The 22,740-nt window shown below is 47.8% G+C and carries 20 protein-coding genes; 8 read left to right on the top strand and 12 right to left on the bottom strand.

Annotation, left to right across the window (positions count from 1 at the left end; genetic code table 11):
* Positions 1 to 20: 20 nt before the first annotated feature.
* The 4 genes from mnmE to rpmH all read right to left on the bottom strand — a co-directional run bounded on the left by mnmE (position 21) and on the right by rpmH (position 4,015).
* Positions 21 to 1,475, bottom strand: a complete 1,455-nt coding sequence (mnmE, locus tag PJI16_01495) for a tRNA uridine-5-carboxymethylaminomethyl(34) synthesis GTPase MnmE (GenBank protein MDT3776233.1) — start codon at positions 1,473 to 1,475, stop codon at positions 21 to 23.
* Between the two features lie 20 nt (positions 1,476 to 1,495).
* Positions 1,496 to 3,235 (bottom strand): membrane protein insertase YidC, encoded by a 1,740-nt coding sequence (yidC, locus tag PJI16_01490; protein ID MDT3776232.1) that lies wholly within the window; start codon positions 3,233 to 3,235, stop codon positions 1,496 to 1,498.
* 74 nt (positions 3,236 to 3,309) lie between these two features.
* Positions 3,310 to 3,498: a membrane protein insertion efficiency factor YidD gene (yidD, locus tag PJI16_01485; GenBank protein MDT3776231.1), complete on the bottom strand. Its 189-nt coding sequence runs from the start codon at positions 3,496 to 3,498 to the stop codon at positions 3,310 to 3,312.
* Between the two features lie 370 nt (positions 3,499 to 3,868).
* Positions 3,869 to 4,015, bottom strand: a complete 147-nt coding sequence (gene rpmH / locus PJI16_01480) for a 50S ribosomal protein L34 (protein ID MDT3776230.1) — start codon at positions 4,013 to 4,015, stop codon at positions 3,869 to 3,871.
* 187 nt (positions 4,016 to 4,202) lie between these two features.
* Between rpmH and hisS the strand changes: the two genes are divergently transcribed.
* The 7 genes from hisS to PJI16_01445 all read left to right on the top strand — a co-directional run bounded on the left by hisS (position 4,203) and on the right by PJI16_01445 (position 15,124).
* On the top strand, positions 4,203 to 5,453 hold the full coding sequence (gene hisS / locus PJI16_01475; GenBank protein ID MDT3776229.1) for a histidine--tRNA ligase: 1,251 nt from the start codon (positions 4,203 to 4,205) through the stop codon (positions 5,451 to 5,453).
* Between the two features lie 171 nt (positions 5,454 to 5,624).
* A complete protein-coding gene (locus tag PJI16_01470; protein ID MDT3776228.1) occupies positions 5,625 to 5,969 on the top strand; it encodes a hypothetical protein in 345 nt (114 codons plus the stop codon).
* A 519-nt stretch (positions 5,970 to 6,488) separates the two neighbouring features.
* Positions 6,489 to 7,898 (top strand): chromosomal replication initiator protein DnaA, encoded by a 1,410-nt coding sequence (dnaA, locus tag PJI16_01465; protein MDT3776227.1) that lies wholly within the window; start codon positions 6,489 to 6,491, stop codon positions 7,896 to 7,898.
* Positions 7,899 to 7,920: 22 nt separating this feature from the next.
* Entirely contained in the window at positions 7,921 to 9,045 is a 1,125-nt protein-coding gene (gene dnaN, locus PJI16_01460; protein MDT3776226.1) for a DNA polymerase III subunit beta, read from the top strand.
* Positions 9,046 to 9,101: 56 nt separating this feature from the next.
* Entirely contained in the window at positions 9,102 to 11,606 is a 2,505-nt protein-coding gene (gene gyrB / locus PJI16_01455; protein ID MDT3776225.1) for a DNA topoisomerase (ATP-hydrolyzing) subunit B, read from the top strand.
* A gap of 143 nt (positions 11,607 to 11,749) precedes the next feature.
* Positions 11,750 to 14,251, top strand: a complete 2,502-nt coding sequence (gene gyrA, locus PJI16_01450; protein MDT3776224.1) for a DNA gyrase subunit A — start codon at positions 11,750 to 11,752, stop codon at positions 14,249 to 14,251.
* Positions 14,252 to 14,512: 261 nt separating this feature from the next.
* Positions 14,513 to 15,124 carry a hypothetical protein gene (locus PJI16_01445; protein MDT3776223.1) on the top strand — a complete coding sequence of 204 codons (612 nt, stop codon included), beginning with the start codon at positions 14,513 to 14,515 and terminating at the stop codon, positions 15,122 to 15,124.
* Here PJI16_01445 and PJI16_01440 read toward each other — a convergent pair.
* Positions 15,093 to 15,584, bottom strand: coding sequence for a DUF721 domain-containing protein (locus tag PJI16_01440; GenBank protein MDT3776222.1), 492 nt, complete (start codon positions 15,582 to 15,584; stop codon positions 15,093 to 15,095). The genes PJI16_01445 and PJI16_01440 overlap by 32 nt on opposite strands.
* Positions 15,585 to 15,952: 368 nt before the next feature.
* Here PJI16_01440 and smpB point away from each other — a divergent pair, with 368 nt between their 5' ends.
* On the top strand, positions 15,953 to 16,432 hold the full coding sequence (gene smpB / locus PJI16_01435; protein MDT3776221.1) for an SsrA-binding protein SmpB: 480 nt from the start codon (positions 15,953 to 15,955) through the stop codon (positions 16,430 to 16,432).
* A 450-nt stretch (positions 16,433 to 16,882) separates the two neighbouring features.
* Here the strand turns inward: smpB and PJI16_01430 are convergent, their stop codons facing one another.
* The 7 genes from PJI16_01430 to PJI16_01400 all read right to left on the bottom strand — a co-directional run bounded on the left by PJI16_01430 (position 16,883) and on the right by PJI16_01400 (position 22,636).
* Positions 16,883 to 17,176 carry a hypothetical protein gene (locus tag PJI16_01430; protein ID MDT3776220.1) on the bottom strand — a complete coding sequence of 98 codons (294 nt, stop codon included), beginning with the start codon at positions 17,174 to 17,176 and terminating at the stop codon, positions 16,883 to 16,885.
* Positions 17,177 to 17,455: 279 nt separating this feature from the next.
* Positions 17,456 to 18,070 carry a hypothetical protein gene (locus PJI16_01425; protein MDT3776219.1) on the bottom strand — a complete coding sequence of 205 codons (615 nt, stop codon included), beginning with the start codon at positions 18,068 to 18,070 and terminating at the stop codon, positions 17,456 to 17,458.
* A 665-nt stretch (positions 18,071 to 18,735) separates the two neighbouring features.
* Positions 18,736 to 19,482: a hypothetical protein gene (locus tag PJI16_01420; GenBank protein ID MDT3776218.1), complete on the bottom strand. Its 747-nt coding sequence runs from the start codon at positions 19,480 to 19,482 to the stop codon at positions 18,736 to 18,738.
* A gap of 17 nt (positions 19,483 to 19,499) precedes the next feature.
* Entirely contained in the window at positions 19,500 to 19,787 is a 288-nt protein-coding gene (locus PJI16_01415) for a HigA family addiction module antitoxin (GenBank protein MDT3776217.1), read from the bottom strand.
* Between the two features lie 22 nt (positions 19,788 to 19,809).
* Positions 19,810 to 20,418 carry a hypothetical protein gene (locus PJI16_01410; GenBank protein MDT3776216.1) on the bottom strand — a complete coding sequence of 203 codons (609 nt, stop codon included), beginning with the start codon at positions 20,416 to 20,418 and terminating at the stop codon, positions 19,810 to 19,812.
* Positions 20,419 to 20,958: 540 nt separating this feature from the next.
* Positions 20,959 to 22,215, bottom strand: a complete 1,257-nt coding sequence (locus PJI16_01405) for an IS4 family transposase (protein ID MDT3776215.1) — start codon at positions 22,213 to 22,215, stop codon at positions 20,959 to 20,961.
* Between the two features lie 88 nt (positions 22,216 to 22,303).
* Positions 22,304 to 22,636: a hypothetical protein gene (locus tag PJI16_01400; protein ID MDT3776214.1), complete on the bottom strand. Its 333-nt coding sequence runs from the start codon at positions 22,634 to 22,636 to the stop codon at positions 22,304 to 22,306.
* Positions 22,637 to 22,740 lie beyond the last annotated feature (104 nt).

Raw genomic sequence — 22,740 nt, 5'->3', positions numbered from 1 at the left:
AAAATTGGCCGGTATGCCTTTTACTTCCCAATGCAAAACTCTCGAAAAATTTTGTCTAAAATATCTTCATTTGTGATCGCACCGACAATTTCTCCAAGGGAATTCAGTGCCATCCGTAATTCTAACGCCACACATTCGGCAGAAAGCCCATCATCTATGGCTACAATGGCGTTTTTCAAGGCCACACCCGCGTTGTGAAGAAGCGTCTTATGTCGCAGTCTTGATACGAGCACTGAATCATTGGCTTCAAATTGGCGCCCCACAGCCAAAGACTTGATGGCTCTCTTTAATCTATCGAGTCCTTCACCGGTTAAGGCCGATACTTCAACATATTTTTTTTCTCCCACGAAACCATCCTCAGAGCTTATTCTATTTTGGTTGACAATACTCTGAAGTTCCTTCATGGAAAATTTTGCCGGCAAGTCGATTTTATTGAGAACCATGACACAGGGTTTTTGTATATATTTTTCAATAAAACTTAAATCTTTATCATTAGGTGGTAAACTTCCGTCAAATGACACAATCAACACATCCGCGTCTTCAATGGCCTGATTAGCGCGATGCATTCCCTCATTCTCTAACTCATCTGTCGTTTCTCGTAATCCAGCAGTATCGAAGAGACGTATCATGACTCCTTCAACCATGATGGCCTCTTCGAGAACATCACGTGTGGTCCCAGGAATATGGGACACAATAGCTCGATTGGTTCCCAGTATGCCATTCAACAAACTGGACTTTCCCACATTGGGTCGTCCTACAATGACGGTACGAATACCTTCACGAATCATTCGGCCTTCCTCTGCGGACTCCAACAGCTGCAATATTTCTCCCAAGATCTCCTGTGTGTCGTGTTTCAATTCGCTCTGGTCAATAAACTGGATATCATCATCCACAAAATCCATTCCGGCTTCCAGGTGGGCAACGAGTTTCACGAGACGGTCCCGTTGATGTTGAATGAGCAGAGATAACCTTCCCTGAAGGTGTTCCTGGGCGATCTTCAAACTCTGAAGGGAATTTGCTCGTATGGTATCTAAGACTCCCTCTGCTTGGGTTAAATCCATCCGCCCATTCAAAAAGCCCCGCTTGGTAAATTCACCCGGTTCTGCCAATCTGGCACCAGTCTGCGTCAAGGCTTCGCAAATGGCATTCACAATGACCGGCCCTCCATGTGCATGGACTTCTACGACATCTTCTCCTGTATAGGATCGGGGGGCTCGCATGGTCACAACCAGGACCTCATCCAATACCGAGGGAATCGCTCTTCCCTCATCCCCCCAAGATTGAATAGGGTTCCAAATAAATTGGCCCAAATACAACTGATAGGGCTTAATCTGTTCAAGAGACTTACCAGAGCGCAATTGAAGAATGCTTGAGGCAACCGGAAGGGCACGAACACCACTAACCCGAACAATTCCTACACCCCCTTCTCCCATAGGGGTGGCCACGGCACAGATGGTGTCGTCTAAAGAGCCCATAGCTTAGACAGAGGCAAGGACTAGGATTTAGAGGAAGGACCCGAGGGAGATGATGAGCGTTTCTTTTTCCCAGACTCCAAAGCGGGTTCGCTCCCTTTTGGAGAAGGATCCGTAGACCCACCTCTCGGTTTTTTCAAAATATACCTGTCAGTCACAAATTGTTGAGTGACGGTCAACACATTATTGGTCACCCAATATAACACCAAACCTGCGGGAAAGGTGACAAACAAAAATGTCAAGCCAACAGGCAGGATCATCATCATTTTTGCCTGGGTGGGGTCCATCGTGGTGGGCATGATTTTTTGTTGGACGACCATAGAAATCCCCATCAGCACAGGCAGCACATAATACGGATCTTGGGCAGAAAGGTCTGTAACCCACAACATAAACGGGGCCTGCCTGAGATCAATCGTCATATACAAAATATTAAAGAGCGCAACAAACACGGGCATCTGCAACACCATGGGGAGACACCCACCGACAGGATTCACTTTATGCTCTTTGTAAAGCTTCATGAGTTCCGTGTTGAGCTTCTCTTTGTTGTCTTTGAGTTTTTCCTGAAGGGCCAGCACTTTTGGTTGGATGGTTTGCATTCCTTGCATGGACTTGTAGCTTTTGTATTGCAAGGGAACAAATAACAGTTTAATCCCTAAGGTCAGTAAAATAATGGCCACACCATAATTATGGGTATAGTCATAAATGAAACGTAAAACTGAAAACAGCGGCTTCGCCACGGCTTTCACAATGCTCCAACTGCCATAAATAAACCATCCAAAATCAATGGTATCTTCCAACCCGATATTAAAAGATTTAAGGACATCGTATTTTTTGGGACCGGCGTACAATTTTGTCTTATGGACTTGTTCTCCTGATCCCCCCGAAAGAGACATGCCCGCTGAGACAACCATTTCGGTTTCAAGTTTGGAAAACAGGCTTTTCGCATTTTCCGGGATAAAGACACTCATAAAGTATTTATCCTGAAGGGCCAACCATCTCACAGGACCCTCGCGACGCAGGATCGGAGCATCCGCATCGGGAGACACCTTTTCCATTTCCTCCCCGACCATCCAGGCAGATCCCAGCAATCCAATAAATCCTTGACCCCATTCAACAACACCAAAATTGGTGCCCAAAAGCACATCGATATCCCCTGAAATCCCCCGAGTACGAATAGTGATATCCACCAGATAGGAATCGTAATGAAAGGTAAGTTCTTTTTGGACCCACAATTCGGAATCGGAAGAGGAATAGGTTAAAAGCACTTTACCGGTGGGATGGGCTTCATCTAATTGGTTAAAATCCTTTTGAACTTGAAAGTTCCCTTGACGAAGCCGCTGGGTCTCCACCTCATTGCCTTTGACCTGCACGGTGAGTGGCCCGGGAAACTGCCCATTGGGATATACCAATTGGACGGGAACATTTTCCTCTGTCTGGGTGAGATATTTTTTTAATTCCCAGGAGTTCAACACTCCTCCCTGCCCTGAAATCCCAGCTCGGAAAAGTGGTGTCTCAACAACCACAACCTCTTCGGTAAGAAGTGGCTCAGTAGAAAAATTGGAAGAAGATACTGAATGTGATTCAGATGAAGACGGGGAGATCGTCTCCGCATCCGCCCCTTTCGCCGGCAAACTCGTTTTCAGCTCTTGATCGATGATTGGACTGGTAGAGAAAGGAGAATACCCCAACTCCTTCAGGAGCAGGTCATATCCAAAGATAATCCCTAAGGAAAGAACAAGGAAAAGGACGACGCGCTTTTCCATTTTTCTAACTCGTGAGTCTCATTAAAGCTGGTGGTAATTAACAATCAAACAAACGGAGGCAAAATGTTCAGCATTCAGGGAACCGGATCCAGCCCCCCAGGATGGAATGGATGACACTTGAGAATTCGACTGGCCATTAATACCAAACCCTTTATCGCGCCATGTTTATGGATAGCCTCTAAGCCATAATGAGAACAGGTTGGTTCAAAACGGCAACAGATTCCCATAAATGGGGATATCCCATATTGGTATCCCGCAATCATTTTTTTTAAAACAGAAGCTACCATATTTTTATTAAAGAAGACCTACTTGGGCCAATGTGCCCTTCCAGGTTTCTCCAACCTTCTGATATTTCACTCCCAAAATCTTTGTTTTTGGGTAAACGATGCAATGAAAACCACTCGCCATGCCGGAGTGCGATTCTCTTACGAGTTCACGGAAAATCCGTTTCAGCCGATTTCTCGTCACGGCTTTCCCCACTCGTCGCCCTACGATAATTCCTATACGGGACGGATCATGGTTGGGTACACGACTAACAAGGAGGGTAAAAAATGGGTTCCGCACAGCAGACCCATTGGACTTCACTCCATCGTATTCATATTTTTTCTTTAAAAAAAACGGGAAGCCCACCTCTTACTCATCAGAAACCGTTAAACGTTGCCGGCCCTTCTTTCTCCGGCGGGCAAGAACCTTTCTCCCATTCTTAGTGCTCATGCGTTTTCTAAACCCATGATCTCGTTTTCTTTTTAAATTAGAAGGCTGTCGATAGGTCATTGACACGGCGTTGTTCTCCTTTTAGCCATTTTCTTATTAACACGGCATTTTATTGGGGGAAAGAGTAAGAGTCAAACATATTTTCCCATCCTAAACTCATATACCCCATTGATTCGTTGACTGGATTCTGACGGAAAGATATAGTCGGATTCTCTTTTCCCTCAACATTTTCTTCAACAGAACAAGGTTTCCCGTGTTGCGCTCCATCAAGGGTCTTAAGGATATTTTACCTCAACAAACCCCCCAGTGGAGCTATATGGAACACCTCGCCCATACACTTGCCACCCAGTCTGGCTTCTCAGAAATACGTATTCCAATATTCGAGTCCACTGAACTCTATGCCAGGAGTATTGGAGGAGCAACAGATATTGTAGAAAAAGAAATGTACACCTTTCCCGATCGAGATGGAAGCTCTCTCACTTTACGTCCTGAAGGAACAGCGGGCGTAGTGCGAGCTGTATTGGAGCACCATCTCCTGGAATCTCCTTCAACCAGAAAACTATATTACCTTGGCCCGATGTTTCGTCATGAACGCCCGCAGGCTGGTCGATACCGGCAATTTAACCAATTCGGGGTTGAGGCGTTTGGGACCGAAGATCCCTTTATGGATGTGGAAGTGATTGCCCTTTTATGGAGATTCTTTAGTTCCCTGGGACTTAAAGACCTCACGTTGCATATAAATTCAATCGGCAATCCTCAAGACCGTGAAAACTATATTCAGGAACTCAAACGATTTATTTTGCCAAAACTGGAATTGATCTGTGGTAACTGCCAGCGTCGGTACTCGACAAACCCCTTAAGGATACTTGATTGTAAAGTTCCTATTTGTCAGGAAGCGACCCAGGACGCTCCAACTCTTTTCGACCATCTTTCCCCGGAATCAGCCTCTCACTTTGACACCGTCCTCGACGGATTGACTTCTATAGATATCCCTTTTTCCATGAACTACAGATTAGTGAGAGGATTGGATTACTACACCCGTACGACTTTTGAAATTACCACTCCGCACTTAGGCGCACAAAGCACCATTGGGGCCGGAGGACGGTATGACGGATTAGTCGCCTTACTGCATGGACCTTCCACCCCTGCCATAGGGTTTGCTGTGGGACTGGAACGAGTCGCACTTCTCCTTTCAACCCACCTCTCCACCCCACATCCGCCGTTATTTTTCGTGGCCGGGTTTGGAAAGGATGCTAAGCCGATGGCGCTTAAACTGCTTCACACCCTCAGAGAGGCGGGTATACGGGCAGACACAGACTATAAAAGTGTCAATCTTAAATCCCTTCTTCGATCCGCGGATAAGCTTGGAGCCAGTTATGCCATTATCCTGGGAGACGATGAAGCCCGTTCGGAAACGGCCATCCTTAGAAATATGACCACCAAAGCTCAGGAATCCGTGAAGCTGAAAGAAATTTCTCAAAAAATTCTATCATTAACCTTATAAATGATGGGATAAGATATCTTGCCTTTTTTCTTGACATTTTTTTTACCTGGTGCTAGGGTTTTTTTCTTATTTTTCAATAAGAAACGATATTTTTTGAATAAAAAAATATCCTCCGCATATTTCATTAACAAATCCAGTATTTTACGTATTAATCCAAGGTATAAATAAGGGATGCCAAAAAATCTGGTTATCCTTATCAGAGAAGATCCCACCCTTACGCACCGGGCATCCGAAGCTATGCGAATTGCGTTGGGATTATCGACCGGTCCAAATCCGGTAAAGATTATTCTCTTAGAAAATGCCAGGCAGTTAATTTCTGATGAGGCCTATGATCTTCCTGATGGGGAGATTCTAGAAAAATACCTCCCTTCTATCAAAAATTTAGAATTGCCGATAGTTGTACCAATAGGGAGCGGGAAGACCTTCTCACTCGATCAGGAGTTTACTATTCAAGAGTCCACCCCATCTCAAATTGCCTCACTCGTTTCTCAAGCAGATCGAGTCCTTACCTTTTAACGGTATCGCTTATGAGAAATATTTTATATATCTGTACGAAAGACCAGTATGACTGGAATGTTTTTATCCCGGAACCGGTTCCTTCTCTATCTGAGAAAGATGTAACGGTCTTGCTCCTCAAGGGTGGACAGAGTTTACCGCCTATTCCAACCTCCCAGGTTTTTGTTTTAGGCCGTGAAGGAGAAAGAGGAGATGATTCCCGACCTTCTGAGACAATTTCCTATCAGGGGTTTTTGGAAAAAATATTTCTGTCGGATTTGGCCTTGGTGATATAACTATCCCTCTTCTTCTTTGTTATAAAAAAGAAAAAGAAACAGTAGGAGTAGTCGTAGTAGGGATAGGGAATAGGGGGGATAATTGATCTTGAAATTTAAAACTCCTTTGAAATTGGGCAGGGAAAGTGGTTTGAATTTTAAAAATATCTGGGTGGAAGTTGTGGATAGAGGGCATGAAGTTTATGGTAGAGGGTGTTGATAGGAATCGGGAAGAGTCTAATAAAAAATGGCAGGACCATGATTGGTGTCGTTACTATTAACATCTGTGAATAAAATTGTGAATAAGTTGAATTTACCTAATATTAACAATGAAAAAGTTTGGGTAGACGTGTTGAATTTTGTCAGTCCACGTGTGGGGGATGACACCATTGAAACATGGTTTCAGCCTTTGGTTTTAGAGGGTCTTAATGAAGATCAGGCTCAGATCCGTGTTCCAAATAGATTTTTTGGGGAATGGTTAGGCAGAAACTATAAGGATTTACTCAAAGAAGCTTTTCAGTATGTCGAAGGGGTGAATCCGGCAGAGATTATTTTTGTCATGAAAGAGCAGGATGGGGAAGGGAAACCTTTGCCCGAGCTTAAAACTGAAGTTCGAGAAACCCGTGGGCCCGTTCAACTTCAACGGGTAAGACGGCAACCTCTTCCTAATCCAAAATATACCTTTAAAAACTTCGTGGTGGGAGCAAGTAATCAATTTGCCCATGCGGCATGTCTTGCTGTAGCGGAATCCCCTGCCAAAGCATATAACCCGTTATTCATTTATGGCGGCGTAGGATTGGGGAAAACCCATCTTCTCAACTCTATAGGGAATTATATTGCCGATCATGGTGATCTCCGTATTGCCTATGTCACAACAGAGCAATTCACTAATGAGGTCATTAATTCCATACGCTATGACAAAATGATTGAATTGAGAAGGCGATATAGAAATGTGGACATGCTGCTCATTGACGATATTCAATTTTTAGCAGGAAAAGAACGTACTCAAGAGGAATTTTTTCACACATTTAATTCTCTCTATGAGGCTGGAAAACAGATCGTGTTGTCGAGTGATCGTTTTCCCAAAGAAATGCCCTCAATGGAGGAACGGCTTCGGTCCCGGTTTGAGTGGGGGCTGATTGCCGATCTTCAACCACCTGATGTGGAAACTCGAATTGCCATTCTCCGAAAAAAATCGGAAGAAGAAGGTATTGCGATCAATGAGGATGTCATCCAGTTGTTGGCAGCGAATTTAAAAAGCAATATTCGCGAGATTGAAGGAGCACTTATTCGGCTTGGTGCCTATGCGTCGCTCACGGGTCAAAAAATCACTGTGGATATGGCAAAACATATTCTCCGTGATCTCCTGGGTGGGAAACGAAAGGTGATTACGACAGAGGATATACAAGAAGTGGTCGCCAACCGCTTCCATGTCAAAATATCCGACTTGAAGTCGAAACGACGGACGAAAACGTTAGTGTACCCTCGCCAAATTGCCATGTTTCTCAGCCGTGATATGACGGACTCCTCCTTTCCGGAAATAGGAAGAGATTTCGGGGGAAAAGACCATACAACAATTATTCATGCCTGCAAGCAAATGCAGAAGGCTCAGGAAACAGATTCCACTCTTCGAGCCACCATCGAAAGCCTGAAGGAAGAAATCGGCAAGGGATAGAACCACCGTTCATAGGAAACATATGAAAATTCAAATTACCAGGGAGGATTTGTTAACCGCACTCCAACGGGTGCAGGGTGTGGTGGAGAAGCGGAATACCATGCCGATCCTGGCGAATATTCTGTTGGAGGCCAAGCCGGAAGGCCTGGATATTGTGGCGACTGATTTAGAAATTGGCATGAGAGGATTATATAAAGCCACGGTTCATGAGCCGGGGTCGGTCACATTCTCCGCTCGAACACTTTTTGATATTTTAAAAGAGATCAGACATTCCGACATTGAATTGGTCGTGGGTGAAAATAATTGGGTGACGGTGAAGGCCGGGAAAAGCCAATTTCGTGTGGTGGGCTTACCCAGTAAGGATTACCCTGCCCTTCCAACTATTGAACGGGAAGGGTTGATGGCGCTCCCCGCCCAAGGGTTGTTGCAGCTTTTAAAAAAGACGGTATTTGCCGTGGGCGAAAAAGATACACGTTATGTGTTGAACGGGCTTCTTCTCACCCTGATTCCTACAGGAGCCACGGTGACACTTCGTCTGGTGGGCACCGATGGCCATCGGTTAGCCTGGGCTGAGCAGGAAGTGACTCCCGAGAAAGCCGCAATCCCCGAAGCCGAAATTAAGGTCATTATTCCCAAGAAAGCTGCCATAGAAATTCGGCGACTCCTGGAAGAAGACGACGAACAACCGTTCCTCGGGTTTACCAAAAATATGTTAATCTTTCGGAAAAGCGGGTTGGTGTTAACTTCCCGGATTATGGAAGGGACCTATCCCAACTACCAGCAGGTGGTACCGAAAGAAAGTTCCAAAAAAATTACCGTCAATAAGTCCGATCTGGAGGGTGCCCTTCGAAGGGTAGCTATCCTTTCGAAAGATAAGGCCCATGCCGTGAAACTGTCCATCAACCCCGATCACATTCATCTTTCTTCAAAAAGTCCGGATTTAGGAGAAGCAGATGAGGACATCCCGGCTAAATTTGTGGGAGAAGGCTTTTCAACCGGATTCAACGCCAGATATTTTTTGGATGTGTTATCTGTCATTGAAACGGAATCGCTGACCCTTCAAATGGAAACACCCTTAAGCCCGTGTTTGATTCAGGAGCAGGGAAATCCCGCGTTCAAAGCGGTGGTGATGCCCGTGAAGGTTTGACGGATTTGACCCAACAGACATTTCTTCTTCCACACGTAGCCAAAGCCTAAAATTGTATGGAATCCGAAACAAACCCTAGCCAAGAATCTGCCCACTCGGCAGACCGCCAACATTCTGATGTTCGGTACGATGCCGACCAAATCCGTGTCCTGGAAGGACTGGAGGCGGTTCAAAAACGACCCGCCATGTATATCGGCAGCACAGGTGTCGATGGCCTGCATCATATGGTCTACGAGGTTGTTGATAACAGTGTGGATGAACACATGGCAGGCTATGGAAGTGAAATACAGGTGGTGCTTCAGGTGGATGGTAGTGTCCTGGTCTCGGATAACGGAAGAGGGATACCCACCGGCCTGCATTCCACACAGAAAAAATCGGCAGCCGAAGTCGCATTAACAGTTCTCCATGCCGGTGGAAAGTTTGAGGAGGGTGCCTATAAGGTGTCGGGAGGATTGCATGGTGTCGGGATATCCGTCGTGAATGCCCTTTCGGAATGGCTGGAATTGGAAATTTGGCAAAATGGGGAAGTATTCGAACAACGATATCATCGTGGGAAGCCGCAGACACCATTAACGGTTGCGGGGATCACTAAAAAACGCGGAACAAAAGTGGTCTTTAGGCCGGATCCCCTCATTTTTGAAACTGTGGAATTTAGTTTTGATGTATTGGCGCAACGACTTCGTGAATTGGCCTTCCTGAATAAGGGGTTGGAGATCTGCTTAAAGGATGATCGGGCGGGAAAAGAAAAGGAGCAGGTATTTTGTTACATAGGAGGAATCGTCTCTTTCGTCGAACATCTGAATGAAGCCAAATCTCCCCTTCATCCTCCCATTGTCGTGGAAGTGGAAAAACCGGAAATGATTCTCCAGTTGGCCCTTCAATACAACGAAGGGTATTCGGAGAATTTGTATTCCTTTGCCAATAATATTAATACCCGCGAGGGCGGCACGCATCTCATCGGATTTAAGTCCGCCTTGACGCGCACCATCAATAGTTACGCGACCGCCAATGATTTGTTTAAAAAGGATTCAGAATCGCTGAGCGGAGAGGATGTGAGAGAAGGTCTGACCGCCGTGGTGAGTGTGAAAATCCGCAATCCGCAATTTGAGGGCCAGACCAAAGCCAAATTAGGCAATAGTGAAGTTAAGGGCATTGTGGAGTCGGCCGTCAATGAAGCCTTGGGATCGTATCTTGAGGAAAATCCCTCGGTAGCAAAAAAAATCGTCGGGAAGTCTGTGGATGCGGCACGGGCCAGGGAAGCCGCAAGAAAAGCCAAAGAGCTGATTCGCAGAAAAGGCGCGTTGGATGGGGGGTCACTTCCTGGAAAATTGGCCGACTGCTCAGAAAAAGATCCGCAATTCAGTGAACTGTATCTCGTAGAGGGTGATTCGGCAGGAGGGTCTGCAAAACAGGGGCGTGATCGACGTTCACAAGCCATCCTTCCACTCAAGGGCAAAATCCTGAATGTCGAAAAAGCCAGATTTGATAAAATGCTTGCCAGTGAAGAAATCCGAACCCTCATCATGGCGATTGGTACCGGAATAGGGCGGCCACGGGAAGATGCTGAAAAAGGCAAGGAAGATAAAGACGCCTTTGATATCAATCGAGCCCGGTACCACAAAATCATTATCATGACCGATGCGGACGTCGATGGCAGCCATATCCGGACCCTGCTTCTGACTTTCTTTTTCCGGCAAATGCCGGAACTCATCGAGCGAGGCTATATCTACATTGCTCAGCCTCCCTTGTTTAAGGTCAAAAAAGGGAAGGGAGAAAAGTATCTCAAAGACGAAGCGGCAATGAATACCTATCTGTCCAATCTCGCCGTGGAGGATACGCAACTCTTTCTTCCGGAACAAAACGAATTTGTGACCAGAGATGAACTTATCCCGATTTTAGACAAGCTGGTGGCCTTTGAGGGGCTCTTAACTCGTCAGGGGCAAAAGCAAATTGAACCGGCGCTGCTCCGCGTATTGGTGGATTTTCCACAATTAACGAAAGATCTGTTAAAAAATCGTGGTGACTTGGAAGTATTAATTGAGGAGGCCACTCGTCGGCTTCGACTGGCGTTCCCCGAAGGCACCGTGGATCTGACGATTCAGAACGATAAAGAGCATCAGGCCCACCACATCCTCTGTCGGGTGGCAGGGAATGGCAGTCAGAAGTCTTTGAACCTGACTCACGACATGGTGGGTTCTGCAGATTTCAGAGAATTACAAAAAATCTCTCCTTCGGCGTTGGGGTTGGGACGACCCCCTTACCGGTTAAAACGCAAAGACACGGAAGCGGAATTTTCCACCAGTCAGGATCTGGTGACAGAGTTTTTGGAAACAGGGAAAAAGGGCATGTCAATTCAGCGCTACAAGGGTTTGGGCGAGATGAATCCGACACAACTGTGGGACACCACCATGAATCCCGAAACCCGCAGTCTTCTGCAGGTGACATTAGAAGATACCACCGGAGTGGATGAAATCTTTACCATTTTGATGGGTGATGAAGTTGAACCCCGCCGGAATTTCATTCAACGACATGCCCTGGAAGTTCGAAATTTAGATGTCTAGCAGGTGCCTTCGTTTGCCTACCGCTCTGTTGAACCGAAGGTCGAATCTTTGGCGTGGTCTTGCGTGCAGGGAGCGATGGGCCGGACCAAGTCCCGTGAATGTGCAGAACAGGAAGTGCGATGATCTCTTTCGAGGAGTGACGTATGCCGGTTGAACCACGTCTGACGCAAGTTGCCATTGAAGATGAAATGCGTTTGTCCTATTTGGACTACGCCATGAGCGTCATTGTCGGACGGGCGTTGCCGGACGTGCGAGACGGACTGAAGCCGGTTCATCGGCGCATCCTGTATGGCATGAATGAAATGAGTCTGGGCTCCGGGAAGCCCTACAGAAAATCCGCAAAAATTGTCGGTGAAATCATGGGTAACTATCACCCGCATGGTGATTCAGCCATTTACGACACGTTGGTCCGCATGGCCCAGGATTTCAATATGCGGTATCCCCTCGTGGATGGTCAGGGAAACTATGGGTCGGTCGATGGCGATCCACCGGCAGCCATGCGTTACACCGAAGCCCGCTTAACCAAGCTGGCCGAGGAAATGCTGGTGGATATCGACCGGGAGACCGTCAACTTTACTCCGACGTATGACGAGTCGTCCCAAGAGCCCGTCGTATTGCCGGCTCGTATTCCGAATCTATTAGTGAATGGAGCAGGAGGAATTGCGGTAGGATATGCCACCAATATTCCTACGCATAATCTGGGCGAAGTCGTGGCGGCGCTGATTGCCCTTATTGAACGGCCTGAGGTGACCATTCACGAGCTCATGGAATTCATTCCAGGACCTGATTTTCCCACGGCCGGATTTATCTACGGCACGCAAGGGATTAAAGACGCGTATGAAACGGGACGGGGTCTCTTGTCCCTTCGGGCCAAGGCGGACATCGAGGTCGATGAACGCACCGACCGGTCGCGCATCATCGTGACGGAACTGCCTTTCCAGGTGAACAAAGCTAAACTGATAGAAAAGATCGCCGACCTCATCCACGAAAAACGGGTGGAAGGGATATCCGATCTTCGGGACGAATCCGACCGGGACGGACTCCGCGTGGTGATCGAACTCAAGAGAAATGAAAACGCATCGGTCTTACTGAATCAATTATATAAACACACCCAGATGCAAACCACCTTCGGGGTCATCATGCTGGCCTTGGTGGGGAACCGTCCTGAGGTGTTAACCCTCAAACAGATTCTGGCCGCGTTCCTTGAACATCGTAAAGAAGTGGTGATTCGCCGGACCGCGTACGACCTTCGCAAAGCCGAAGAGCGGGCCCACATCTTAGAGGGCTTAAGACGTGCCTTGGAATTCCTGGATGAGGTCATTGCCCTCATTCGTGGAGCGTCTTCTCCGGAAACCGCTCGCCACGGCCTGATGAGCCAGTTTACCTTAAGCGAGGTGCAAGCCACCGCCATTCTGGAAATGCGGTTGCAACGCCTGACCCAACTGGAACAGGACAAGCTGACGCAGGAATATAACGAACTGGTTTCCCGCATTGCCCATTTGCGCACCATATTAGCCTCTGATGCGATGGTGCAACAAATCGTGAAACAGGAATTAATAGAAATCAAAGATCAATATTCCGATGAGCGACGAACGCAGATTCTCCCGGCCGAAGCCGAGTTACAAATGGAAGATCTGATCGCCGAGGAAGAAGTCGTCGTCACCATTACGCATGCCGGGTATATTAAGCGAAATGCCGTGTCCATCTATCGGGCCCAACGCCGTGGCGGAAAAGGGAAAGTCGGCATGGGGGTCAAAGAAGAGGACTTCGTCGAACAAATCTTCACGGCCTCAACCCATGATTACCTGTTGTTCTTTACCGATGCCGGTCGGGTCTACTGGCTCAAAGTGTATCAGTTGCCGGATGTCGGACGGTCCAGCAAAGGGAAAGCCATTGTGAATTTGTTGACCATCAGCCAGGGGGAGCGGGTCACCGCGACTCTGCCGGTCCGGGTGTTTGCCGAAGACCAGTATGTGGTGATGGCCACGCAAAAAGGCTATATCAAAAAAACCGATCTGGCCGCATTCAGCCATCCCCGGCAAGGCGGAATTATTGCGTTGACGCTGGAGGAAGGTGACCGGCTCATCGGTGTGGATATCACCGATGGCACGAGGGAAATTCTTTTGGGCACCCGCATGGGTATTGTCATTCGCTTTCGTGAGGAAGATGTCCGTCCGGTGGGACGAACGGCCCGTGGAGTCAGGGGCATCACGTTGGCGAAGACTAATGAGGTCATCGGGATGGTCACGATTACCAGTGAAACGCAATCCTCAATTCTGACTGTCACCGAACGCGGGTATGGGAAACGCACGCAGGTCGAGGAATATCGCCTCCAATCACGGGCGGGCAAGGGCGTCATCAGCGTCAAAGTCACCGAGAAAAACGGGCCGGCCATCTCGTTCCATCAAGTCTGGGAAACGGATGAAATCATGCTCATGTCCGCAGAGGGCATGATCCTTCGTACCCGCATGGGAGATATCAGGGAAATTGGGCGCAATGCCCAAGGGGTTCGGCTGATCCACTTGCCCGATGACGATCGAGTGGTAGGCGTGGCCAAACTCGCAGAGACCGATGAAAGTGACCAACCGGATCCGGATGAACTCAATGGCGAGATGCCGGACGAACCGGCCTCCTCAACGGAATAAGGTCACGCGACCTTCTCAAACCTGCAAACCGAAGACGTTGGTGTGTTCCGAGATGACCAGAGAAATTGAGCGGTCATCAATAATACGGTAATCCCTACCCTTGGTAAGGAGGGACGCAAGATGCAATGAGGCTGTGCAAGGGGTGGGAAATCGAACTGCCGTTCGCCTGTTCGTTTCTCCTCCATCACTCCCCTACCTCTCCTGCACCTGGAAAACGGGAGGAAGCAGGAAAAAGAGATTGCATCCGGGAAGGTTGTAGAGTTGGATTTCCCTCACAAAGCCACAGAGCAACCAGCAAAACGCAAAAAGTTAGACCCCATCGTCATCATGGGATTGGGCATTTTGATTGGGGGAATAGGTGTCATCTCCCTCGGTATGTTCCTTTCAAGACCAGACCGCACCATTCCGCCCTATAGTATCGGTGCCCAAGAGGGGTCGTTGGTAGCCGTCCACGTCCCTTCCTATACCAGTGATCCAGAAATAAAAACCCTGATTATGCGGTTCGGCGATGTCGGCCGCGCCACTCGCGATTTTGGAGACATGAAAATCCGTCCAACCACTCCCGACGATCCTCGCGGACGATACCAAACGCTACAGGTCATCATTTTTTCGGATCCATTCTGGACGGAACCGGATAACCTTCATCGGTATGTCGCCAATGAGGCCGATGACGCTTCGGAAAAGACCTTTCGAAAAAACTTTGAAGAGGCCGTTCGAGCAGGCTATCGTGCTGATGCCGAAGGTCAGGCGGGATGGATCGGTCCCTGGAACCGGAGCGGTTCAACGGATCGAACACTTACCATGCAGTGGGTATTTCAAGAGACCTGGGAGGAGGGGAGTTCTAAACCCCAGGCTTCTTCGCCGGCTCTGTAGTGGAGGACGGTGGTTCAGCCAGGGCTTTAGTGATAGTCTGAGAAAGAAGGACTTGAAGGTCAGGGTCACTCAGGCGTTTAGCTAAGCCGGTGGCAAAGGGCGATGATTCACCGACAAAGGGAGGAGAAGCTTGGGGTATCGGATCCGGTTGAGGGGGAGCCTGTGGAATGGAGCCGATACGTAAGACGACCTCGGTTAAGGCCAGTTCCGGCATCATCGAGTGAATCGCTTCCAAAATAGCCGGTTTCAAAAACATGAGTTGCTGAAGCCAAATGGAGTTATCCGCCACCAGGTGCAGTTTTTTAAAGCGGATACTCTCAGGGTAGGAATGCTTGGCCATCGTTGAACCCACAAGGTGTTCCCACTCCTGTTGAAGTTGAACCTCGGAAAGCTTGAGGCCGAGTGGATTACCTTTGGAAAAATCTTGTATAAGGCTCTGGATCGACTCAAAATAACTCATCGTGCAGCTATTGTATCGTATCGTCCAGAATGATTCATCCGTCTTGGGCCTATACCCGTTTTGTCATCTCGACCCGAGGGAGAGATCATTTTCCCGGCATCTTGTAGGCAGCGGGGGCCTATCGAATGATTGAAATTCTGTTATTTCAGACGACTCTGGTTAGGTTTACGATAAAATAAAGAGGGCCTGTTCAAAGCTTGTCCTGAGCTTTGCCGAAGGAAGGTCGTCCAGCAAGGCCGCAAGCCGCGAGGATGGCGAGGCGTACCGGGCGGTACGTTGAGCGCTACGAAGCAGTGAGAACGACGCTGGCGGCTTTTTTCAACAGCCCCGATAGCGGCATCATCCCATACTTCAAGATATAATTACCCATGGCCAAACAAAAAACAGACCCCTCCAGCAAAGTCCTCAGTACCAACAGGAAGGCCTTCTATGACTACATGATAGAAGAAAAGCTCGAAGCCGGCATCGTCCTGGTCGGGACCGAAGTCAAAGCCTTACGGGAGGGCCGCCTGAATTTGAAGGAGAGCTACGCCGCCATCATCAATGGAAAAGCCATCCTGCATAATTGCCATATCGGCACCTACAGCCACGGCAATCAAATGAATCACGAGACGTTGCGCGCACGAACCCTGCTATTGCATAAAAAAGAGATTGAGCGTTTGGCCGAAAAAGTTCAACAGAAGGGACTCACCCTCGTCCCGCTTCGGCTCTATTTTAATGACAGGGGGCGGGTGAAGTTGGAAATCGCCCTAGGGCGTGGGAAGAAAAACTACGACCGGCGGGAGACCATCAAAAAGCGAGAAGCCGGCCGCGAAATCGACAGAGCCATGAAAGAGTCTCGCTCCTAGGAAATGTGTTGGCTTGCCCAGCATTCGTGGGACTTGGGCAATGACATCGGCACGATTTCCCCATATTCTAGTCACTCCAATAAACTTCCACTTTGTTTAGGAGCGAAAAACCGCAAGTGCCAGGTTTCGGCCCGGCAGCCGAGCCACTTTTGTTTCGGCAAAAGTAGCCAAAACCAGGGACGCCCCGTCCGGTCTCATAAGATGAGACGAACGAAGGTCTCGGGAGGGCGGGCCAACTCGCTGTGCTCAAACAGGGCCCGCCAGTTGCTGGGAGCGTTCGTCTCTAGGCCCGGGCGGCAGGCGTCAGACAAGGGGGAGAAATGAAGACGACAGGGAATTCCATATGACAAGGTAGCCTATATTGGCTTGACTACAAGACAGGAATGCTTGGGAAATTATTTGGAATCACTTAAGTCGGATAATCGTCAATGTGGAAAATAAAGAAACCGATCATAAAGGAAACTTCCAAGAAAGCTGGTTTAATGGGCTGGCATTTTCCTTAGCCTTAGCCCGAAATTTTTTTCTTTCTTCTTCTGAATAATCCTGCGAGGCCCAAATCAGTTTCCAGTCTCGCGACAACCCTGATGAATAGTAATCATGGGATTGCTCCTTTTCTTCCCATGTCTCAATACAATCGTTGGGCGGAGGAGCCGGATCTGTAATCTGCTGGTTAGCGGCCCATCCTCCCTCAATCCATCCTTCTGGCGTGAGATGGAAACGTGAATTGACGGTGTCGGTACCCATGTAAGTCTCCTTGTTGTACTTAATTATTTCCCTAGAAGCCTAATCCATTTATGTGAAAAGGAAATAATGAGCATTTTTCTTTGAGTGATAATATAACTTACGTAAAGCCAATGTTTATCTTGTTCACCATCATGGGAATTTATGAGTAGTTTCCAAATTCTCAAAATGCCGAATTATTTAACGAAAAACTTGCTCACAATTAAATTGTTTCGCCATATATGCCAAACTGTGAATCACCATGTCATCAAGTTCTGCTATCAGAGGATTTTCCATTGATGATTAAACATTTGCTTCTTCTACTGGACCACCAAAATCAACGGCCTTTTGAAGGCGATTAACCACTGCTTCTTTGGCGAGGATAAGAGCCTTAGCTACCTCAAACTCAATCCTATTGGTATCAGTTTTTTTATAATATGGACTCCCTTCATCTAAAAACAAAAAGGTCCATGCTGCAAAAACCTCTAATGGAATTTCCAGTCCTTCAAACTTTTTTCCAACATGTGAAGTTGAATCATCTAAATTGCTCATCCAGAAACTGAATGTGTTGGATAAACCTTCTAGGCCCGGTTGTAAGTTTTCCGCCTTTTGAAATAGTTCTACTGCCTGTGCCACAAACTGCCTGGTGAACACTTCCCCATATTTTGAAGAAATTAAAAGCTTAAAAATCCAGGATAAATAAAACAAAATCCATGCTTGGGTACAGTCTTTTAATTCATTAGGTAATTCGGCGGTGAATTCCTTGTATTGCGCTTCTTCTAACCCAAATCTTGGGGATTCAATAAATTGAACAACCATGAAAGTCCCAAGAAACTTATTGTCTGGTGGACCTTTGGGCTGAAATTGGGGTGATTTATTTCTAGATAACTTATTTTTTAATTTTGAAAGCCATTCCATTTTTCTTCCTCCCAATTCTGACCATACCCAATGTATGGGATTCAAGGACAACCCCATGTTTGAATTTCTTGAGCAGGTCGGAAACAACCTTTGCCCCAAACGCTACAGAATTTTTTGAATAAAGGGAAGCAGGAAAGGAAAAGGAATTGCTCAGGGCTAAGAACTTAGGACCGTTGGGGGGTCTTTTGCGTGTAGTAAGTTTGGCATCCAGAAACGAAATTTTTGGTATCAGGGGAAATTCAACTTTTAATGTGCCTGAGAGTGGCCTATTTTGATGGTTTGCAATCACATGGGACTTTAGGGTCGTTTAGAGGAACAGGAGCATGAAATATATGTTTTGGATTTCCATCACACTCCCAATGTCTCCAAAATTCAGGATTTCCATCTTCCCTATTTATGGACCAATTATACTTTGGGGAAGCATCAGCCTGGCATTTATCGTCGAATAAACATTTAATGTTCATTGTCATAATGGTTTACCCTAAAAAGGTTTCTGTATCGGGCCTTTGGGGTAAATACAAGGTTGGAAACCCTACAAAATTCGGTGAATAAAGGAAAGCAGAAAAAGAATGGAAATGAGGGGGCAGTTAAAAACGTTGGAAGCCCTGGAACCCGCCAGGCTCTTTTTATGCCCAAGTGGTTACTTTGCTAAACCTATCTTTCTGCTATGAACCTTCAGCCTGCTTCGTATAGATCTTCCACTCGTCCAGTAATTCCAAAAACTCACTAGGCAAAAGAACCACAATCCCACAGATATTTCTTAAATCCCTTGCCTTTCTCAGGATGCCCCTATCAACTGTAATAAAATAAACTCCACCTTCTTTTTTAGCCCTCAAGATGTGCTCAGTGTCTTTTTCATGTTTTTCCCGTTTTCCATTACCAGTTAAGACTTTGAGAATTTCCTCCTTAACTAGGAGTTCATCGTCTGTTAGTGAAAAATTCCTACTATATAGTTGCCTACTAGCTAGTGATTTTACCCATGAGGGAGTATTTTTATGGGCAATCTCATTTTTTACGGATTTAGACATTAAGATTATTGGTAACCCATCCCTTTCATAAAGTCTAAACAATTTTTCAGAGGCAGAAAACTCTAATTGGTCGCCTGGATTGAATGCACACGCGTCAAAGTAATTATTAAGGCGATAAGGGTCTGGATATTTTGGAGGAACCATTAAAATACCACGTCCTATCGTATAGAAATCTATAATCAGTCCGTTTGCTTGGAGAAGTCTTAGTGATTTGAGGCTTTGAACAGCCCTAACTGCCTTCAGGTAAGCGACCACTTCAACAGAGACAGTTGAATATTCAAATACCTGTTTTTCTGAAACCCATTCCGGAGTACAAAAATGAGGAACCACACATTGGCTTTCAATGGTTTTGCGCCATTGATGAATTTTTGAAAGGTTATCCATTAATTTTATGCAGGCACTTACGGAGAAATCTTAATTTTCCCGGCCTGCTTTCGCATTTCGGCGGAGTCATGCCATGCTTGCATTCGCAACAACATATCCTTGTTGAGTTGAAAAGCCTTTTCTACTTGTAGGGCCATTTCCGCGGAAAGCGCGGCTTTTTCATTCATTAAATCCGACAGAGTGGCGCGGAGCACACCCAAAACTTCGGCTGCTTTTGTCACACTTAAACCGAGTTCGTCTATAACTTCCGACTTAATGAACGCGCCCGGATGGGACGGCTTCATCTTGATTTTTAATTCTTTCATTTTCAGAACAACTACTTCATTGTTATTCGTCGACCAGCCGTTTCAATCCATTATTTTTTTCTTTAATATGCAACCATTCCCGCTCCTCACAACCAAGACCAAAAGAATTACACAGTAAAACCGTGCCAGTAGAAACTAAATCGGGAATGCCCCGGATCAACCATATAGACTGCCAAATAGTTTCAGAGTCGGAAATAAGGTCCATGAGTTCTTCCAACCCTCGTCCAACTGGCCCACCACCATGAATGTTCACGTATACAAGGAGGTGGCCATTGAATCCATCAATTCTCCGAGCTTTCTCAGTTTTCTTGCAGATCACCGGAGCAATCCAATCTGGATTCATCGGGGTTCCAGCCATTGCTTGCATAGGAAAGGAGGGGCGTCTCCCATTTTTATACTCCTCTCTAATTTTATAATCTGGCGGATACGCTGTGGTTAATTCAAATTGGAAAGCCGAATTTTCCTGAGAAATAAGTTCAAAGTCTAGAAGCTTCTCGTGCACCTTTGCCATTCGTATCTGAACAGGCGATATATGTTCCTGAAACACCAGGGCGAATGTAGAAGCGACGAGAGCTTCTTGGAGTTTTTGTTCAAAGTCTTTTCCACGGGAAAGAAGATCTTCATTTGCCATGGAGGATGCTATTTGATTCGCAAGGCGCCACAAGTTCCATGGAGTTTGTAGCTGGCAGAATTTATTCAACGACCCCATAAATTTCAAAAAGCCCTGTTACATAAAAGCTTTAAAAAAATCGGGTATGCCTTGACCTCTATTTCATACCTGATGATAGCTTTTATTCGAAATAAACAAAATCCCTGCTTTTTGGCTTTTCTATATCCCCGACAATGGCGAGGGAGAATAATCCAATAATTGCGACTCTACACTTCCTTTTCCCTGACGCCTGCTCCCTGGCCTCTGGTGCGGACGCTCTCAATATTCGGCAGGCCTTGTCCGAGCCCTTCGACAAAACTCAGGACAGGCTCCGCGAGTTGGGCTGCCTCCTAAGACTGGCGTCCGCCCTATCCGATCTGGCCAGGGAGGGCGTTTATTTCGATGGTGCGTCTCGGAGAGCGTGACCGTTGTTTGGTACTTTTGCTCCACAACAAAGGTTCCGCCCTATGGGACGCGCCAGGCAAAAGCTCGGCTGCCGGGCCGAAACCCATAGCTGTTAAGCTAAGCCGGGCCCTTGCTGGGAGACAATTTGGGGTCGACTCGGGCTTCCAGCATCTCTAAGGTCGTCATTCGGGATCGTTGGGACTGTTTGGTACAGTGCCGGAGTAACGGCTCGAGTTCACGAATGAGGTGGGTCCTCCCTTGGCTGAACGAGATGATCAACTGCTGTGCGAGCTGAAAGGCTCGCTCCTGGAGTCGCTTGTACAACTTCTCGAGGCTGATCTCTTGTCCCGCGGTCAGCCACCGCGCTTGGTTGGCCCACGTATGAATACGATGGACCAATACCGCCGCAATCCATTTGCCATAGAGTTCACAGCGCACTCGATGTTCATTGCCGGTCGTCGAGTGGTGCACCTGAAGAATCGATTTGAATTGTTTGAACACCAACTCGATCTGCCAGCGCAGGCTATACAAGGCTCGCACTAGATCGAGGGGCAACCAGGCTTCAGGCACATTCGTGATGAAAAGCGTCCAGTCACACCACGTCAGAGTCGAGGTCCGAGCGGTCCGGCCTTGTTGCTGGGCGTGAGCCTTGACGCGCCGCCGCCGTTGCCGGGCTATCTGGGGACTCACGCGCAAGCACACGAGGCGGCAGGCAGGGGTTTGCTGAGGCCCCTGGCCCAGGCGCACCTGGATCTCCCGGGTCAGGACGGGCCCCTGGGTCAAGAAGCGGTCAAGCTCGAGGCGCGCGCCGGTCTGGGCCACTTCGACCGTGGTGCCCACCATGAACCGGGTTAAAAAATACGCGTCGCGGGTCATGATGGCGTTCAGGGTGCGCAGCTTGAAATAGCCTTGGTCCATAAGCACGAGATCCTGCCGGTTGAGGAGAGCGGGCAGCCGATCCGTGTAGCGATTATCCGGCACCGTCCCAGCGGTGGTCTCCAGGAAGATCAGTTCTCCCTGCTTGTAGTCATAGGCTACTTGGATCTTGCAATTAGCTGGGGAGGCATTACCGCCAGCCCCAGGCCAGACCTTCTGCAGCTTTGGGCTGACATCCCAACTCGAACTATCAACCAACAACACGCGGCCGAAAGGCCGCAGCAACATCGTGCGTATACCCGCCCCCTGGAACTTCTGGTGCAAGATCGTGTGCAAGCAGCGCTTGAGAAACTGAGCGGCAGAGGCCGTAAACCGCTGATGCAGGGCTTCCCGACTCATGCGGGCTTTCAGAGCCCCCACCATCCCCCCCAGCGAGGGATGCTTCATCCCGAATTGTCCTAGGGTCATCAGCACCAGGAAGTCATACGGCTGCAGCACGCCTTGGCGTTGAGCGAACCCCGTTTCCTTAGCCAGCCTATTGAGGCGTTTTTTTTAAACCCCTCCAAAACCCCGAACAGGGCGGCCCTCATGCTCGGCTCCCGAAGCCCTGGCAGCGAGCCAGCGCGACCTCAGCCTGGACCCAGTCGGTCGTCAACGTTTTCAAACGCTGATACCGTTTGAGCCGCCGCCGGACCTCCGCCAGATCCTTCTTGGGAATAAACAGGGTGGAACTCTTGCCGGCCAAGGTGAAGCTCAATTGATGGTAAGGCCCATGCTTCTTCGGCTCCTGAGGGTCTTTACACTGACACCCGGTCGTGCCGCAGACATTCCATTGGGTGCTCAGGCTCCCCGGCAGGACGGGGCCGAGGTCAATCAGCTGAGTCTTAATGCGTTGCAGGGTGCGTTCTTCTCGCGTCATGAGGACCTCCTGGTTAAACCGATAGCCTATATAATGCTATCGGTAATATAGCACAAAAAAAGCGCCAGGCCAGCGCTAGTTGAAAGTTTTCTGTCCCCTTAGCT

The organism is Nitrospira sp. MA-1 (assembly GCA_032139905.1).
Classification (GTDB): domain Bacteria; phylum Nitrospirota; class Nitrospiria; order Nitrospirales; family UBA8639; genus Nitrospira_E.
This window is presented reverse-complemented; position numbering and strand designations above follow the sequence as displayed.

What these genes read in the sequence shown, in the direction of transcription:
- mnmE (MDT3776233.1), bottom strand. Translation starts at nt 1,475, where the DNA reads ATGGGCTCTTTAGACGACACCATCTGTGCCGTGGCCACCCCTATGGGA.
- yidC (MDT3776232.1), bottom strand. Translation starts at nt 3,235, where the DNA reads ATGGAAAAGCGCGTCGTCCTTTTCCTTGTTCTTTCCTTAGGGATTATC.
- yidD (MDT3776231.1), bottom strand. Translation starts at nt 3,498, where the DNA reads ATGATTGCGGGATACCAATATGGGATATCCCCATTTATGGGAATCTGT.
- PJI16_01470 (MDT3776228.1), top strand. Translation starts at nt 5,625, where the DNA reads ATGCCAAAAAATCTGGTTATCCTTATCAGAGAAGATCCCACCCTTACG.
- dnaN (MDT3776226.1), top strand. Translation starts at nt 7,921, where the DNA reads ATGAAAATTCAAATTACCAGGGAGGATTTGTTAACCGCACTCCAACGG.
- gyrB (MDT3776225.1), top strand. Translation starts at nt 9,102, where the DNA reads ATGGAATCCGAAACAAACCCTAGCCAAGAATCTGCCCACTCGGCAGAC.
- gyrA (MDT3776224.1), top strand. Translation starts at nt 11,750, where the DNA reads ATGCCGGTTGAACCACGTCTGACGCAAGTTGCCATTGAAGATGAAATG.
- PJI16_01440 (MDT3776222.1), bottom strand. Translation starts at nt 15,584, where the DNA reads ATGAGTTATTTTGAGTCGATCCAGAGCCTTATACAAGATTTTTCCAAA.
- smpB (MDT3776221.1), top strand. Translation starts at nt 15,953, where the DNA reads ATGGCCAAACAAAAAACAGACCCCTCCAGCAAAGTCCTCAGTACCAAC.
- PJI16_01430 (MDT3776220.1), bottom strand. Translation starts at nt 17,176, where the DNA reads ATGGGTACCGACACCGTCAATTCACGTTTCCATCTCACGCCAGAAGGA.
- PJI16_01425 (MDT3776219.1), bottom strand. Translation starts at nt 18,070, where the DNA reads ATGGAATGGCTTTCAAAATTAAAAAATAAGTTATCTAGAAATAAATCA.
- PJI16_01420 (MDT3776218.1), bottom strand. Translation starts at nt 19,482, where the DNA reads ATGGATAACCTTTCAAAAATTCATCAATGGCGCAAAACCATTGAAAGC.
- PJI16_01415 (MDT3776217.1), bottom strand. Translation starts at nt 19,787, where the DNA reads ATGAAAGAATTAAAAATCAAGATGAAGCCGTCCCATCCGGGCGCGTTC.
- PJI16_01410 (MDT3776216.1), bottom strand. Translation starts at nt 20,418, where the DNA reads ATGGCAAATGAAGATCTTCTTTCCCGTGGAAAAGACTTTGAACAAAAA.
- PJI16_01400 (MDT3776214.1), bottom strand. Translation starts at nt 22,636, where the DNA reads ATGACGCGAGAAGAACGCACCCTGCAACGCATTAAGACTCAGCTGATT.